The 17,550-nt window shown below is 40.8% G+C and carries 8 protein-coding genes and 2 pseudogenes; 2 read left to right on the forward strand and 8 right to left on the reverse strand.

Annotation, left to right across the window (positions count from 1 at the left end; genetic code table 11):
- The 7 genes and pseudogenes from dnaX to prfA form a co-directional block, all read right to left on the reverse strand.
- Positions 1-1,254, reverse strand: a 1,254-nt coding sequence (dnaX, locus tag K941_RS0101420) for a DNA polymerase III subunit gamma/tau (RefSeq protein ID WP_156892286.1), incomplete at its 3' end; no start/stop codon positions are given.
- A gap of 75 nt (positions 1,255-1,329) precedes the next feature.
- Positions 1,330-4,893, reverse strand: a complete 3,564-nt coding sequence (gene putA / locus K941_RS0101425; protein WP_029102202.1) for a bifunctional proline dehydrogenase/L-glutamate gamma-semialdehyde dehydrogenase PutA — start codon at positions 4,891-4,893, stop codon at positions 1,330-1,332.
- Between the two features lie 42 nt (positions 4,894-4,935).
- Positions 4,936-6,422, reverse strand: a pseudogene (locus K941_RS14340) (cation:proton antiporter).
- 405 nt (positions 6,423-6,827) lie between these two features.
- A complete protein-coding gene (locus K941_RS0101440; protein WP_029102204.1) occupies positions 6,828-7,010 on the reverse strand; it encodes a hypothetical protein in 183 nt (60 codons plus the stop codon).
- A 241-nt stretch (positions 7,011-7,251) separates the two neighbouring features.
- On the reverse strand, positions 7,252-8,769 hold the full coding sequence (gene lysS, locus K941_RS0101445) for a lysine--tRNA ligase (protein WP_036387200.1): 1,518 nt from the start codon (positions 8,767-8,769) through the stop codon (positions 7,252-7,254).
- Between the two features lie 36 nt (positions 8,770-8,805).
- Positions 8,806-9,570, reverse strand: coding sequence for a phospholipase D family protein (locus K941_RS0101450; protein WP_029102206.1), 765 nt, complete (start codon positions 9,568-9,570; stop codon positions 8,806-8,808).
- A gap of 14 nt (positions 9,571-9,584) precedes the next feature.
- Entirely contained in the window at positions 9,585-10,664 is a 1,080-nt protein-coding gene (prfA, locus tag K941_RS0101455; RefSeq protein WP_029102207.1) for a peptide chain release factor 1, read from the reverse strand.
- Positions 10,665-10,937: 273 nt separating this feature from the next.
- Between prfA and K941_RS16290 the strand changes: the two are divergent.
- A pseudogene (locus K941_RS16290) lies at positions 10,938-15,706 on the forward strand (DEAD/DEAH box helicase).
- 50 nt (positions 15,707-15,756) lie between these two features.
- Here K941_RS16290 and trmA read toward each other — a convergent pair.
- The gene (gene trmA / locus K941_RS0101465; protein ID WP_029102208.1) at positions 15,757-16,890 is read right to left on the reverse strand and encodes a tRNA (uridine(54)-C5)-methyltransferase TrmA; all 1,134 of its coding nucleotides are present in this window, start codon (positions 16,888-16,890) and stop codon (positions 15,757-15,759) included.
- Positions 16,891-16,995: 105 nt separating this feature from the next.
- Here trmA and K941_RS0101470 point away from each other — a divergent pair, with 105 nt between their 5' ends.
- Complete coding sequence (locus tag K941_RS0101470) at positions 16,996-17,514, forward strand: AAA family ATPase (protein WP_167539576.1); 519 nt, start codon at positions 16,996-16,998, stop codon at positions 17,512-17,514.
- Positions 17,515-17,550: the final 36 nt, after the last annotated feature.

The following is a 17,550-nucleotide window of genomic DNA, read 5'->3' on the forward strand; positions in this document are numbered from 1 at the left end:
ACTTTCATCATTTAAACTTTCATCATTTAAACTTTCATCATTTAAACTTTCATCATTTAAACTTTCATCATTTAAACTTTCATCATTTAAACTTTGATTAACGCAGTTATCTGTTTGTTGATTTAAAATTGCTTTGGGTTCTTGATAAATAACTTCATCACCAGCAAGCGGACGAAACGCAAGCAGTCGCAAAATCCCCATTTCCAACGCCTGCATGGGCGTACTGGCAAGGCGAACGCTGTCTCGTGCCTTGATGCTAATCTCATAATAAAGCTGTATGACATCGGCAGGCAAGGTGTGGGCAAGATGATAAAACGCCTGTTTTTGCTCATCGTTCATATCAAGGGGCATGTCAGGCAAAATCTGCACCAGCGCCATTGCATGAAAGCTGTCTACAAGGCGGTCAAGCAAAGCGGTAGCGTCCACCATTTGTTCACGCATTCGGGCAATATGACGAGCCACGCCCGAACGGTCATCGTGATAAATATCACGCACCAAATCCAGCACATCAAGGCTATCCACAAGCCCGAGCATCTCCATGACGGTATTCGCCCCGACTTGTCCCCCACCAAACGCAATGGCTTGGTCGGTCAAGGATAAGGCATCACGCACCGAGCCTTTGGCGGACTGAGCCAGTTGCCACAGGGCGGTGTCATCGTGTGCGATGTTCTCAGCGTGTAGGATTTTGGCTAAATGGGCGTGGAGCAATTCTTGCGACATCGGACGAAGCACAAATTGCAAACAGCGAGAGACAATGGTAATAGGGAGCTTTTGAGGGTCGGTGGTCGCTAGGATAAATTTGACGTGCTGGGGCGGTTCTTCTAGTGTTTTTAATAGGGCGTTAAACGAATGCGTGGAGAGCATATGCACCTCGTCAATGAGATACACTTTGTACCGCCCCTGCGTGGGAGCGTAGGGGACATTTTCTAGCAAATCCCGAGTGTCTTCTACTTTGGTGCGACTTGCCGCATCAATCTCAATCAAATCAATAAACCGCCCAGTATCCACGCTCACGCAAGTATCGCACACACCGCAGGGCGTGCTTGTTATGCCTGTTTCGCAGTTGAGGCACTTTGCCAAAATCCGTGCAATGGTCGTCTTGCCCACGCCACGAGTGCCTGTAAACAGATAAGCGTGGTGCAATCGCCCTGTATCAATGGCGTGCGATAGGGCTTGGGAGACGTGGGCTTGCCCCAATAATTCGCTAAAATTTTTGGGACGGTATTTGCGTGCTAAAACTTGGTATTCGGACATGACAGATTGGCAAATGAGCGGTATAAATTTGTGCCATTATACCGCATTTTGTCCGTTTAGAATACCGATTTTAGATTAGGCACTTGCCATCAGACTGGCGTTACCCCCTGCCGCTGTGGTGTTATAACTTTGGCTAACTTCATGATACAGACGTGTCATGTCAAAGCCATCTGTGGCGTCCATCACACGACGAATCGCCCCGTCCAGCTCTGACAGTCGCACTTTTTCAGAAGTCGGTAGGTCGGACAACGCCACGATGATGGTGTTTTTATCCACGCCTTGTTGCTCCATGACGTCAAGCACATCTGCCAGCTTATCAGCGTAAGGGGCAAGCTCATGGCTTGGGGTAACGTGCGCCTTGGTGCCATTTAGGGCAAGCACAGCAAGCACTGCCAGAGCCTTGTCTGGCGTGCCATTTGTCAAAGCCACCGAGCGTGGGGCATGCCATGATAGGGTGTTGGTCTCGCCTGTTGGTCCTGTTAGGGTGGTTTGGGCGTGATTGAGTGCCGTTTGATAAGCATGCTTGATGGTGCTGTCTAGATTGACGCCTACCGACCGAGCAACGTCCATGACACGAGCTACATTGTTATCATAAGTCGTGGCAGGCTTATCAAGGGTCGGTATGTCCCAACTGTCCAGACGGCTTAGGCGTTGCAGATAAAAGCACCCGCCTGCCTTGGGTCCTGTACCCGATAAGCCATGACCGCCAAAGGGTTGGACGCCCACCACCGCCCCGACGATGTTGCGGTTGATGTAGACGTTACCTGCTTGTATGCGATTTGTGATATGCTCTATCGTGCCATCGATACGGCTGTGAATGCCGTGTGTTAGAGCATAGCCTTTTTTGTTAATGCTGTCTATCACGTCATCAAGTTCATGGGCTTTATAACGGACAACGTGTAGCACAGGTCCAAAGACCTCCTTTTTAAGCTGTGATAGGTCTTTTAGTTCAAATAAAATCGGAGCAACAAAGGTGCCTTGCTCGCCATCTGTAACACGCACTTCATGATAATCGCTGGTTTGTTTTAGGGTATTGATATGGTCTAGCAGATTCGCTTGGGCTTCGCTGTCAATCACAGGCCCGACATCTGTGCTAAGCAGGCGTGGGTCTGACACGACAAGCTCATCCATCGCCCCTTTTATCATCTCAATCATGGGCTCGGCGATGTCTTCTTGGATGCATAGGATACGCAAAGCAGAGCAACGCTGACCTGCTGAGTCAAAGGCAGATGCCAATACATCGGCACACACCTGCTCAGGCAGGGCGGTAGAATCCACAATCATGGCGTTCATGCCCCCTGTCTCAGCGATGAGTACAGGATTGTCAGAGCGTTTGGCAAGCAAAGTATTAATGCGTTTGGCGACGTCTGTTGAACCTGTGAAAATCACGCCATCAATACGCTCGTCCGCTGTCAAAACACCACCCACATCCCCAGCACCCAGCACCAGTTGTAACACATCAGTTGGGATACCTGCTTCATGTAGCCATGACACCGCCAAGTGAGCGATGATGGACGTCTGTTCGGCAGGTTTGGCAACAACCGTATTGCCTGCACACAAGGCAGAGACCACTTCGCCAACAAAAATCGCTAGGGGAAAATTCCACGGGCTAATCGCCACCACCGCACCTAGTGGCGTGCTTAGGTTTAGCCGTTCGCATTCATCGGCATAATAACGGCAAAAATCCACCGCTTCACGCACTTCGGCAATGGCATTGAGCAGGGTTTTGCCTGCTTCACGCACCGCCACCATCATAAGCAGTGCCATACGTTTGGGCTCTTCCATCAAATCGGCAAAGGCTCGTATCATGTCAGCACGCTGTTTTGGCGAGACGTTTTGCCATGAGTGTTGGGCATTGATGGCAACTCCAACCACGTCTGACACCTGATTTGGGTTAATAAATGCTACTTGTCCGACCACATCGGTGTGATTGGCAGGATTTAGCACGGCAAAGGCAGGTATATGGGCGACATCATGATGGGTCAAGGAGCTAACGTTAAAGTCAATGCCACTTGCCATGGTCATGTCATCTTGGAGCTGGGATAGGACATGCTCGTTAGATAAATCCATGCCCCATGAATTTTTGCGTTCGCCATAAATATGGCGTGGGTTTGGTGTGAGTGGGTTTGGTGTGATGTTACCGACATCAATCTCATCTAAAGGCGAGATGACCAACTCATCAATACTGACTTTCTCATCCACGATACGATTGACAAATGATGAGTTCGCCCCATTTTCCAAAAGACGGCGTACCAGATAGGCGAGCAGGGTCTTGTGTGTGCCGACAGGGGCATAGATTCGCACACGGCGACCAAGTTTATCGCCGACCACTTGGTCATATAACGTCTCGCCCATGCCGTGTAAGCATTGAAATTCAAAATCAAGCTCCTTACCCATCTCATAGATGGTTGCCAGCGTTTGGGCGTTATGCGTGGCAAATTGGGGGAATATGGCATCTTGGGCGGACAGTAGTTTTTTGGCACATGCCAAATAAGACACATCTGTGTGGACTTTGCGGGTATAGACAGGATAGCCGTCCATGCCATCCACCTGAGCCCATTTAATCTCACTGTCCCAATACGCTCCTTTGACAAGGCGAATCATGAGTTTTTGGTTATGGCGACGAGCTAAGTCAATGAGATAATCAATGACAAAAGGACAGCGTTTTTGGTAGGCTTGCACCACAAAGCCAATGCCACGAAAACCTGCCAAATCAGGGTCAGACACCAAGGCTTCCATGAGTTCAAGCGACAGCTCCAAGCGATGAGCTTCTTCGGCATCGATGTTTAGCCCGACGTCATGCTCTTTGGCAAGCAAAAACAATGCCTTCAACCTAGGCAATAGCTCACTCATCACACGCTTACGCTGTGAGCGAAAATATCTGGGATGAATGGCGGACAGCTTGACTGAGATGCCATTACCATCATAAACCCCACGCCCTTTAGCATCTTTGCCAATGGCATGAATGGCACTGACATAGTCATTAAAATAACGGTCAGCATCCGCCTGTGTCATGGCAGCTTCACCAAGCATGTCAAAGCTAAAACGATAGCCCAGACGTTCACGCTCTTTACCATTAGTAAGGGCTTCTTCTATCGTCTGCCCTGTCACAAACTGCTTGCCAAGGAGTTTCATGGCATAGTTCACGCCACCACGAATAAAGGGTTCGCCACCTTTTTGTAAGACACGGGTCAAAGATGAACCCATCGAGTCATCCGACACGTCCGTGGTCAGCTTGCCCGTCAAGACCAGCCCCCAAGCAGCAGCATTGACAAACATGGATGGGCTATTACCGACATGACGTCGCCAATCCCCATCGGCGAGCTTATCACGAATGAGCTTATCTCTGGTGGCGTTATCAGGAATGCGTAGCAGGGCTTCAGCAAGGCACATAAGAGCAATGCCTTCTTCGCTGGATAACGAAAACTCATGCATAAGAGCATCCACGCCCGATGATTTGGAGCGGTCGGCACGCACCTGAGTGATGAGCGAACGGGCAAGCGACTGAATATCGTCTCTTTGGGTTTGGGTAAAGTCAAGCGTACTTGCCAAATTTCGTACTGCCACCGTCTCGTCCAAGCGATAAGCGGCGGTAATGGCATCTTTTAATGGGGTTTGTGCATGGGTAAAGTGAAACATAAAATCTCCTTAATTGTCTTATAATGACCCATCATTTTAACATCAAAAACGATTGGGGTCATTGAGTGTCGCTTGCGTTTCGTGCTTGGTGTCGTCAAACTTAGGCAATTCCTCCAATTCCTCTGGCGTAGGCTCATATAGGCTAATGGTTTGATTGCCAGATTTATCTTCATTAAGCACATACAATCTATCAGAGCGGTTCATGATTTTATGCATTAGGCGTTGATACCAGCCTGCAAACCCTTCGCTTGGCTCATTGGGATTATAATAAAAGGCATTAATCACCGCAGGCAATCCCAAACCACACACCACCCCTGACAAAAGCACCACGATAAAGGTATAACCAATCAACACATTGGTGTATTCTTTTAATTGTGGGACGTTGGCAACCGCCAAAATCAGGGCAAGCGAAATGCCACCACGCACCCCGCCCCATGACAAAATCTCCAAACTGCCTTTATAGGCATTTTTACGCACACTAGGAAAAAACGAAAATGCCAAATAATTTGCCAAAAAGCGTGCCAAATGCAAAATCACAAAAGCAAAAATACCGCCAATGATGATATGAGCATTCAAATCCAAAATAAATAATTCAAGTCCAATTAAAGTAAATAAAAAGGAATTAATAATCCCTTCAATGGTGTGCCAAAAATGGTTAATTTCTTCTACATCTTTATGAGCCAAAATCTCTTGCCATTTATCGCCCACCATCAAACCACCAATCACACAAGCAATCGGTGCAGACGCATGAGCATAGAGTGCCACCAAATAAGAGCCTGAGGCTAACACGGCAGTGGTCAATATCAAAGACTCCATTTCGTTTTTGCCTTTTAATAAATACAACGCCATTTTACCAAAAGCAAAACCAATAATGACCGCCACGATAATTTCAAAGGCCAAATGCTCAGCAACGTGCAATAAATTAAATTCACCCCTTGAATCACCTTTAAAATCGTCATAAATACCGCAATACACATGGCATCATTAAATAACGACTCGCCCTCTAATTTAATCATCAAATGATTGGGGGCTTTAATGGAGCTTAATACACCTTTAATGCCAATCGGGTCGGTTGCTCCAAGTGCTGAACCCAACAACAATAAAACAATTAAAGGAACATGATGACCTGTGATGAATTGATAGCTAAATAACAATCCACCAAAAACAAAAGCACAAAACAGTAGTGCCAAACTTGCCAAAATCCCAATGGGTTTCCAATAAGTTCTTAAATCCGCCATTTTAAATTTAAGGGCGGAGGCAGTTAAGATAAAACAAATCACCCCATTAATTAAAAAATCATAAAAATTGATTTGGCGGACAGCTTCTTCAATGGCGTGAATATTGATATTAATAAATTGGTTGCCTGCCAATAATGTCGCTGACCATTGTAAAATAAAGACCAATACCGCAGAAACAATCGGCACGCCAATGGCTTGGGGCATTCCCAAAATACGTTTATTAAATAAAGTGGTGATGATAGACACCAAACACACAATGGTAAAAATCTCTAAAAAAATAAAACTTCCCATAGGTAACCACCTTATCTAAAAAAAGATTAAGAATTTGCAATTAAGTAAATGACCAATAGTAAAAATAACACAATAAAAAATATGAACCATTTGGTATGTTTATACCAAAGTTGATCTAATTTTAAATAAAGCCATATTTTAAACCAACAATAGACTTCCTGCAAAACCCAAAAATGAGGAAAACCGTTCGTGGTGAGCTTGTCGAACCATAACGGTTTTCCGCCACCCATCAACAAGCTCAGGACGAACGGAAAACCTAGTTTTGCAGGAAGTCTAATGAGCACTAAAACGAAAAATGGCAAATAAACCTTTTAAAAATTCGTCCATTTTTATCCCTTCATTGATTTAAAAATGGCTGTAAGGTGCGTATTACGCACCATGTTATAAAATATTAAATCAACAACATTATGACAATATTGCCAAAAATTCTTTATGATAAAACCCAATGGCAATAATGGTAGCAATCACACAAATGACGAGATACCATTTCCAATAACGAGTATTAAAGATTGGGTCGTCAGCGTGTGTCAAACATTCGATAATGACATAAACAACCGCCAAAATAAATGCTATAATACCAATCGCCATTTAATTTCCCCAAAACAGTATTATACAACTTATCACAATGGTTAGGATAATGCCAATTACCCACCAAATTGCATAGCGATTGTTGATAAATTGACCGCAAGACAAACAAAATTCACCAGTAATTTGTATGGCATATACAAGTGATTTTAGGATAAGTAAAATAAGTTTGGGGATTTCTTACATAATAACTTCTTTTTAAATAACCCCATTTTATAAAAAACAGGGTTATTTTTATTGACTATTATTTATGTCGCATATGCGGGAATAAAATCACATCACGAATGCTTGGGGCATTGGCAAATAACATCACAAGGCGGTCAATACCAATCCCTTCACCTGCGGTTGGTGGCAAACCATATTCGAGCGCCTCAATAAAATCAGCATCATAGTGCATTGCTTCATCATCGCCTGCGTCTTTTTCGGCAACCTGCTGTTTAAAGCGTTCGGCTTGGTCAATCGGGTCATTTAATTCTGAAAAGCCATTGGCGAGTTCTCGTCCGCCAATAAAGAATTCAAAACGGTCAGTAATATGCGGATTGTCATCATTACGGCGAGCAAGGGGCGAAGTTTCTGCTGGGTATTCGATGATAAAAGTCGGCTGGCGAAGTTTGGTTTCTACCGTTTCTTCAAAGACAATCGTTTGTAATTTACCCAAACCAAAAGACGGTTTGACCTCGATTTTTAAAGTATTTTTAACAAACTCCGCCAAAAACTCTTGGGAGTTGATATTGTCCAAAGTTAGATTTGGATTATATTGTAAAATCGCTTCACTCATTGGAATTTTGGCAAAAGGAGCTTTAAAACTAAAAGTCTCTTCGCCATACGGCACATCGGTTGTTCCCAAAATATCCACTGCCAATTTTTCAAGCATATTTTCGGTGAGTGCCATTAAATCTTTATAATCGGCATAGGCTTGATAAAATTCAATCATCGTAAATTCAGGATTATGACGAGTAGAAACCCCTTCATTTCTAAAATTACGGTTAATTTCAAATACCCGCTCAAAACCGCCAACCACCAAGCGTTTTAAATAAAGCTCAGGGGCAATACGCAAATACAGCTCCATATCCAAGGCATTATGATGGGTAACAAACGGTTTTGCTGACGCACCCCCTGGGATAATATGCATCATTGGTGTTTCCACTTCCATATAGCGTTCATTGGTAAGATATTCACGAATGCCCGCCACCACTTTTGAGCGAATTTCAAAAGTTTTACGGGTTTCTTCGTTCACCATTAAATCCAAATAACGCTGACGGTATTTGACTTCGGTATCGGTCAAACCGTGAAACTTATCAGGGAGTGGACGCAGTGATTTGGTCAATAATTCAAAGTGTTCTAAATGAACATATAAATCGCCTTTACCAGAACGACCAATATAGCCACCACCCGCAATAATATCGCCCAAATCTAGTGATTTAATCAGCTCCAAGGTCTCGGCAGGCAAGCCTTTTCTATCCACATAAAGCTGAATCCGCCCTGTCATGTCTTGAATAACAATAAACGAGCCACGATTTAGCATCACTCGTCCTGCCACAGATGCATAGACTTTTTCGCCATTTTCAATGGTTTCTTTATCCACATTAGCGAATTTTTCTTGCAAATCTTGGGCATAATCCTCACGCTTAAAGGTATTTGGATAAGCAGTTTTACCATTGGCTTGGGCTTTTGTTTGCAATTCTTGCAATTTGGCAAGTCGTTGAGCAATTAAATCATTTTCGCTGATTTGAGTATCGGGAGTTTGGGGTTGGTTTGACATAATAAAAGCCTTAATATCAATTAAATTAAATAAAAATTAGCGTTTAAATAAGTTTTTTAACTTATCGGCAAAACTTGTTTTTTCATCATCAAAAGAAATTTCTAAATCCACCGACCAAACAATAAAATATCCATATTGACCTTTTTTAACTTCTCCACCGACTTCACGACCTTTATCGGTTAAAAAGGTTTTTTTACCCTTTAATTCAATATAGCCATTTTCAGCAAGTAGTTTGGTAAATTCATTGCTATCAATGCCAAATTTCTCAGCAAGTTTGGCGGTTGTGATTTTATCGTAATTTCTTGGTTTGGAATGACTTTCGGTTTTTGGTTTTTCTTGATAAGTGGTAGATTTTTCAGTATCTGCTGACAATCTCACTTCTTCACTAATTCTAATAATACGTTGCACTTCATCATAAGTATCCGCATATAACTGACCATCATCATTTTTATTGATAAGCACGCCCATTTCATTATTATTGACTTGGCTAAATTCATATAAATTTAGACTGGTGATAATACACTCATGTTCATTCAAATAACATTTGGCGTGTAAGTTTTTACAAAAACTCGTTCTGACAAAAGTCAATTCTTTAAGCCAATTTATCTCTTGTGGCGATAATTCACTTTTGCCATAAACAATACGAATATCAATTTTTAAGCGGTTTTTATCTTCCAATAATTCCTTAATGCGTTCATTAAATTGCAAATAAGGACTGATTAGCACCAATCTGTCCGTTGCTTTTTTAATCAACTCTTCTAAATGATAAGTCGTACCACTGGTGTTTAAAAATTTTGCCATAATTATCTCCTAATTTACTCCCCACCCACACTTGCCATCAAATCCGCTTGATGCTCTCTTAACAAACTATCAAGCAATTCACCCAAATCCCCTTCCATAATTGCGTCCAATTTATACAGCGTTAAATTGATACGGTGGTCGGTCATTCGCCCTTGTGGAAAATTATAAGTGCGAATGCGCTCACTGCGGTCGCCAGAACCGACAAGATTGCGTCTCATATCGCTGGTTTGGTCAATTTGAGCTTGGACTTTGGCTTGTTGGATTTTGGCAACCAGCATTTTCATCGCCTTGTCTTTGTTGGCGTGCTGCGAGCGTTCTTGTTGGCACTCGGCCACCACGCCTGTGGGAATGTGGGTAATTCGCACCGCAGAATCGGTGGTGTTGACATGCTGACCGCCCGCCCCGCTTGAACGATAAGTATCAATCCGCAAATCGGCAGGGTTAATCTCCACCGTATCATCAAGTTCAATCTCAGGCATAATCGCAACCGTGCAAGCGGACGTATGCACCCGCCCTTGGCTTTCGGTCTCTGGCACACGTTGCACCCGATGAGCCCCACTTTCAAATTTGAGTCGTCCGTACACGCCCACGCCCGACACTCGGGTGATGATTTCTTTGTAGCCCCCATGTTCGCCATCGCTTGCCGATAACACTTCCACTTGCCAGCCTTGTGATTGGGCGTATTTTTGGTACATACGGAACAAATCGCCACTAAATATCGCCGCTTCGTCTCCGCCTGTACCTGCTCGGATTTCCAAAAAGGCGGTCGCCTTGTCGTTGGGGTCTTTGGGGAGCATCATGACGTTGAGAATTTCGGTCAATTCGTCAATTTTGGATTTTGCCGTTTCAATCTCATCTTGTGCCAGCTCTTTCATGTCAGGGTCGGCAAGCATTTCGTTTGCGGTCGCCAAATCTTCTTCGGCTTGGCAAAACTTCCCCCAAGCATCCACAAGCTCGGACAATTCGCTATGCTCCACCGACAAGGCACGGAATTTTTTGCTGTCAGAAATGGTGTCAGGGTCGGACAACAAGGCGGTAACTTCTTCAAATCTGTCCGCCATTTGGTCTAGGCGGTGGCGTAGGGATTCTTTCATGATGATGATTTAATTCTTTTAAAACAGGCTATTTTGCCATATTTTTAAAATTTTTGCATTAAGTTTTACCAATTTATTGGCAATTTTATCAATCGCAACCCCCTTTCTTTTATCACTAAAAATCTGTTAAAATGAAAAAATTTTCTTGATATATATACAGTAGGACTGCAAAATGACCAACCAACCAACCAACCAACCACATTATCGGACATTTTAGAGCAATATCAAGCACTTTCTCACACTCAGCGTGAAAAAGGCACTTATTTTGAACGCTTGTGCATTGATTATCTTAGCACCGAAAATCATTACAAAACCCTTTATGATACCGTACTTCCCTTTACCAAATGGGTAAGCCAGCACAAACCCGATTTCCCCAAAACTGATACAGGAATAGACCTTGTCGCCATTGGCAAGGACAGCACATTGACCGCCATTCAATGCAAAAATTATTCTGCCGATTATCACATTGCCAAATCTGACATTGACAGCTTTTTTACCGCATCTGGCAAGACAGATTTTAGCCACCGCCTTATCATCACCACAACTGATCATTGGACAGCAAACGCCCAAAATTCCCTTGAAAATCAAAAAATCCCCGTCAATATCATCAGCCGTAGCGACCTTGAAAACAGCGTCATTGACTGGGCAAAATACACCCCCAACCGCACGCCCATTCTCCACGCCAAAAAATCGCTACGCCCCCACCAACAACAAGCCCTAGCTGATGTTACCAAAGGTTTTCTTAATGCCAATCGTGGCAAGCTCATTATGGCGTGTGGCACAGGCAAAACTTTTACTTCCCTAAAAATCGCCGAAAATCTGGCTGGGGCTGGCAAATTGGTGCTTTTTTGTGTGCCAAGCCTATCCTTATTATCCCAATCTTTGAGCGAATGGACACAGCAATCTGATATACCTATTTATGCCTATGCGGTGTGTTCGGACGGCGATGTCGGTAAACAAAAAAACGATGATGTGTTACAAACCCAATTACACGAACTACAATACCCTGCCACCACCAACGCCCAAAAATTAGCCGAAAAATTAATCAACCTCAAAGATAATGATATGGGAATGACGGTTATTTTTAGCACCTATCATTCCATTGAAGTTATTCATCAAGCCCAACAATTAGGCTTAAAAGAATTTGATTTGATTATTTGTGATGAAGCCCATCGCACCACAGGGGCAACTTTTGAAAATAATGACGAAAGCCATTTTGTCAAAATTCATCATAATGACTTTATTAAAGCACAAAAACGCCTGTATATGACCGCCACCCCAAGAATATATAGCGATAAAGCCAAAAATGTTGAAGGTGTAGAAGCCATTTATTCTATGGATAATGAAGAATATTATGGCAAAATTTTTCATACCATCAGTTTTAGCAGTGCGGTCAATCAAGATTTGTTGGTAGATTATAAAGTTTTGGTATTAGCCATATCCGAAAGTCATATTAACCGCCGATTAGAAAAATTATTAAATGATGATAAAAACGAATATAAAGTTGATGATGTCGCCAAAATCATCGGCTGTTGGAAAGCCTTATCAAAATATGGTGTAGAAACAGAATTAGCCGATGATTATAACCCAATGAAACGAGCGGTTGCCTTTTGTCAAGTGATTGACAAATATACAGGCAAACATAAAGTCAGTTCAAAAGCCATTAGTGGTATGTTTAATGAAGTGGTGAGTGCTTATCAAGCCCAAGAAATCAAACTGCTAAAAGAAAAATCTAAAACAGATGAAATAATATTAAACCCATCATTGCAATTAAACTGTGAATCCAACCATATAGACGGCTCAATGAACGCCAGCCAAAAGGCAAATAAAATCAACTGGCTAAAAGAAAACACCCCAGACAATACCTGCCGAATACTTTCTAATGTCCGTTGTCTATCCGAAGGCGTTGATGTGCCTGCATTGGACGCTGTGTTATTTTTGTCCGCTCGTAATTCACAGATTGATGTGGTGCAATCGGTAGGACGAGTAATGAGAAAAGCCGAAGGCAAAAAACGGGGCTATGTGATATTGCCGATTGTCATTCCTGCTGGCGTAGAGCCTGAAACCGCTCTTGATAATAACGAAAATTATAAAGTGGTGTGGGAAGTGTTAAACGCCTTGCGTTCACACGATGATAGATTTGATGCAATGCTCAATAAATTAGAATTTGGAGCAAGTAAAGATAAAATTGAAATTATTGATGTTACCAATAATATTAGCAAAAAATCCACAAGCAATAAAAAAACCACTCGTGGCAAATCCACCATTGGTCAAAAAGAGAATAAGCCAGCAGTACAAGGTGAATTGGATTTTAATGTCAGCGATATTGAACGGGCATTAATTGCCAAAATCGTCAAAAAATGCGGTAATCGCATGCACTGGCAAGAATGGGCAAAAAATGTCGCCGAAATTGCGGGCACTCACAGCGATAGAATTAAAGCAATATTAGAAAACAAAGACAATGTTATTCAAATCAAAGCCTTTAATGAATTTGTAGAACAGCTTAAAAATGATTTAAATACCGCAACCACCGATAATGATGCAATAGAAATGCTCGCCCAACATCTTATTACCAAGCCAATTTTTGATGCATTATTTGATGACCCAGAATTTACCAAAAAAAATCCAATGTCTGTGGCATTGGATAAAGTCATCAATGCCCTAGCATTAACCAACATTTCTGATAAAGAAACCAAAGAATTAAATGAGTTTTATCACGCCATCGCCATTCGGGTTAGTGGTATTAAAGAGCCTGCCCACCGCCAAAGAATCATCAAAGAACTTTATGATAATTTCTTTCGTACAGCATTCCCAAAACTCTCTGAAAAAATGGGCATTGTTTATACACCCATAGAAGTGGTGGATTTTATCATACATTCCATAGAACATATTTTAAAAACCGAATTTAATTCAAGTCTAAATAATCAGGGCGTACAAATCATTGACCCATTTACAGGCACAGGTACTTTTATCACACGGCTATTACAAAGTGGCATTATTGATAATAAAAACCTACCCAAAAAATATCAAGAAATCCACGCCAATGAAATGCTACTGCTCGCCTATTATATTGCTACCATTAATATAGAAAGTGTGTATCACAGTTTAATTATTGATGATTATAAACCCTTTAATGGCATTTGTCTGGCGGACACTTTTGCGATGTATGAAAATGACTTAATTACATTAAGCGACAACAGCGAACGCCAAAAACGCCAAAAAGCATTGGACATTACTGTGATTATGGGCAATCCGCCTTATTCTGTTGGCAAAAAAAGTGCAAATGATAATATTGAAAACTTTAAATATCCCTTCTTAGATAATAGAATTGAAAATACCTATATCAAACACTCAAACAGCACTTTAAAAAAGGGGTACTACAATAGCTATATCCGTGAAATTCGTTGGGCAAATGATAGAATAGGTGATAACGGCATCATTGGTTTTGTTACCAGTGCTGGATTTATTGAAAGTCAGCTGTTTAGCGGATTAAGAAAAGTTTTAGCTGATGAATGTAGCAGTCTATATATTTTTCATTTGCGTGGCAATGCGAACACATCTGGCGAATTAAGAAGAAAAGAAAAAGACAATGTATTTGGAAGTGATGATAAAAATAAAGGTTCAATCAAAGAACCAGTTGCCATATCTATTTTGGTAAAAAATAAAAATTACCCAACAAATGGAAAAATAAATTTCTATAATATTGGGGACTATTTAACCCGTGATGAAAAATTGAATATCATTAGTGAATTTAAGTCTATTGATGGTATTAAAAATTGGCAAACCATAATTCCTGATGAATTTAATGACTGGCTTAATCATCGTGATACTAACTTTAATAATTACATTTCAATGACTGGCTCTGATGAGTTAAATGTATTTTTAGATTACTCTAATGGGGTTGCAAGCAGTCGTGATAAGTGGGTTTATAATAGCTCAAGAAATAATTTATTGCAACAAATGCAGTCTTGTATTGATTTTTACAATTTAGAGCGAGAAAACTGGATTTCCAATAATGGACAATACAATTTAAACTTAGACGAAAAGAAAATCAGTTGGAGTGATAATACAAAAAAATACATTAAAAGAAATTTAAAATCGGAACTCAACCAAAACTTTATAACAAAATCATTATACAGACCTTTCTCTATTCAGTTTATTTATTTTGATAAATTTTGGATAGAAAGAACTTTAAATAATAAAATTTACCCAAATTCATCTTGCAATAACTTGGTTATTTGTTTGGCATTGGCTAATAAAAAATATTTTTCAGTGATTATAACAAATTCAATACCAGACTATCATTTGATTGGCGATACAAAATGTTACCCCTTATATCTCTATGAAAATGACAAAAATGGCAATTATACCCAAAAATCCGCCATTTCTGATGACGCATTAACGCATTTTTCTTCCTATTACAATGCAGAATTAAATAAAGAACAGATTTTTTATTATATCTATGGCTTACTCCATAGCACCGATTATCGTGAACGCTATGCCGATAATCTGTCTAAGCAATTACCACGCATTCCACGAGTCAAATCGCTAGATGACTTTTGGCATTTGAACAGGCAGGACGAGCATTGGCAGATTTGCATTTAAATTATGAAAGTGTGGCAATGTATGGTGATGTGAAATTACAAGGCGGTATTTATATTTCTGATGATAAAATTATTGGTGGTAGCGATGATGATTTTTATGTGAGTAAAATGAAATTTGGTAAGCGTAAAAATACCAAAACAGGCAAAAATGAAGATGACAAAACAGTGATTATTTATAATGATAATTTTACTGTAAGTAACATTCCATTACAAGCCTATGATTATATCGTCAATGGCAAATCAGGGGTAGAATGGGTAATGGAACGCCAGTCCATTAAAACCGATAAAACCAGTGGCATCACCAATAATGCCAATGATTGGGCAATAGAGACGATGAATAATGCTCGTTATCCCTTAGAGTTATTACTTCGTGTCATAACGGTAAGTATTGAGAGCATGAATATCGTGAATAATTTGCCCAGTCTTGTGATTGAGTAACACAATAAAAAGCGGATAAAATTTTTATCCGCTTTTATACTTTTTGAGCTTTATTTTTTACTAAGCCAAACCCCACTTTCTATATGGTGCGTATAGGGAAATTGGTCAAATAAGGCAAAGCGTTTTATTTCGTGGGTATGATTTAAAAATTGCAAGTTTTCAAATAAAGTATCGGGGTTGCATGAAATATAAATGATATTATCAAAATTTGCCAAAATCTTTAAAGTTTCATCATCAATCCCTGCTCGGGGCGGGTCGACAAAGACAGTATTGAAGTCATAAGATTTAATATCAATATCACTCTCGGCAAGTCTTCTAAATTCACGCTCGCCATTATGAGCTTGGCTAAATTCTTGGGCAGATAAGCGAGCTATGGCGATATTGGAGATATTATTATAATCAATCGCCCATTTGGCAGAATTAACCGATGATTTTGCCATTTCGGTTGCCAGAACTTGATTAAAATACCTAGATAACGGCAAGGTAAAATTACCATTACCACAATATAATTCTAACAAATCTTTTTTATCATGTTGGCTAATATTATCCGCCACATCACAGGCAAAGTTTAGCATATGACGGCACACATAAGCATTGGGCTGGCTAAATCCGCCTTCTATTTGTTGATAATAAAAATCTTGGGACTGTCCTTTAATGTCCACGCTCATTTTTTCAATGACAAAATCATCATCTAATACCAATTTTTGTCCACGACTTCGCCCAATGAGTTTTATACTCAATTTATCCGCCAATGAATTTGCCAATGCTTGCCAGTTTTCATCTAATTTTTTATGATAAATGAGCGTAACGAGCATTTGCCCATGCAAGGTATTTAAAAAATCAATTTGAAATAGTTTATCTTTTAATAAGCTGTTTTGTTTTAATTCATTTAATAAAACAGGCATCAGCTCGTTGATAGCACGACTGGCAATAGCAAAATCGGTAATTTCAATCACCTTTTTTGATTTGCCGTCTCGCTCAAACATCGCATAAAACATATCGTCCGCCCCGTCTCGCTCGGTATGCCAAATTCTAAATTCGGCACGCTGGCGAAAATGGCTTATCGGCGATTCATAGACTTCTAAGGCAGGCGGATTAAACGGAGCGAATTGGGTGCTAATGCGGTCAATTTTGGCGGATAATTGGGCGTGGTAATCATCGTGCGTAAAGGCGGTGTGTGTCATAATATGGCTAATGTCAAATAAAACCGCCATTTTATAAAAATATTCGCCAAAAAGCAAATGGCACGCTATAATAGCCTATTTATCCATCAAATCATAATGCCCAAAATGACCGTCAAGAAAATCCTGCTTATCGGTGCCGAATGCACTGGCAAATCCACGCTCGCCCACGCCCTAGCGGACAAATACAACACCACTTACACGCCCGAATACCTGCGTACCTACCTAGAACAAAAGCCAACAGGCTATGTCTGCACCTTTGATGATTTAACGCCCATCGCACAAGGACAAATGGACAGTGAGAAGCATGCGGTTGCCACTGCCCATCGCTATTGTTTTATAGATACATCATTATTACTACTACATATTTATAGTCAGCACTATTTTAATAAAACGCCTGATATTATTTTGGATAATTTAAATAACCAATATGATTTAATTTTAGTTACCGATGAGATTGGCATTACATGGATAGATGATGGCATGAGAGATTTACCCAATGGGCGACAGCAAATGCGACAAACGATTATTAAAGAATTAGAAAACCGCCAATTAACTTATCACGCCATTTCGGGAAATTTGGAAAATAGAATAAAACAAGTTGGGGAATTATTAAAAAATCTTTAATTTTATAAATTTTAATAACAATAAAAAGAGCGAAAA

Origin of the sequence: Moraxella caprae DSM 19149, assembly GCF_000426885.1 — a bacterium.
Taxonomy (GTDB): Bacteria; Pseudomonadota; Gammaproteobacteria; order Pseudomonadales; family Moraxellaceae; genus Moraxella; species Moraxella caprae.

What these genes read in the sequence shown, in the direction of transcription:
- putA (WP_029102202.1), bottom strand. Translation starts at nt 4,893, where the DNA reads ATGTTTCACTTTACCCATGCACAAACCCCATTAAAAGATGCCATTACC.
- K941_RS0101450 (WP_029102206.1), bottom strand. Translation starts at nt 9,570, where the DNA reads ATGGCAAAATTTTTAAACACCAGTGGTACGACTTATCATTTAGAAGAG.
- K941_RS0101470 (WP_167539576.1), top strand. Translation starts at nt 16,996, where the DNA reads ATGACCGTCAAGAAAATCCTGCTTATCGGTGCCGAATGCACTGGCAAA.
- trmA (WP_029102208.1), bottom strand. Translation starts at nt 16,890, where the DNA reads ATGACACACACCGCCTTTACGCACGATGATTACCACGCCCAATTATCC.
- K941_RS0101440 (WP_029102204.1), bottom strand. Translation starts at nt 7,010, where the DNA reads ATGGCGATTGGTATTATAGCATTTATTTTGGCGGTTGTTTATGTCATT.
- lysS (WP_036387200.1), bottom strand. Translation starts at nt 8,769, where the DNA reads ATGTCAAACCAACCCCAAACTCCCGATACTCAAATCAGCGAAAATGAT.
- prfA (WP_029102207.1), bottom strand. Translation starts at nt 10,664, where the DNA reads ATGAAAGAATCCCTACGCCACCGCCTAGACCAAATGGCGGACAGATTT.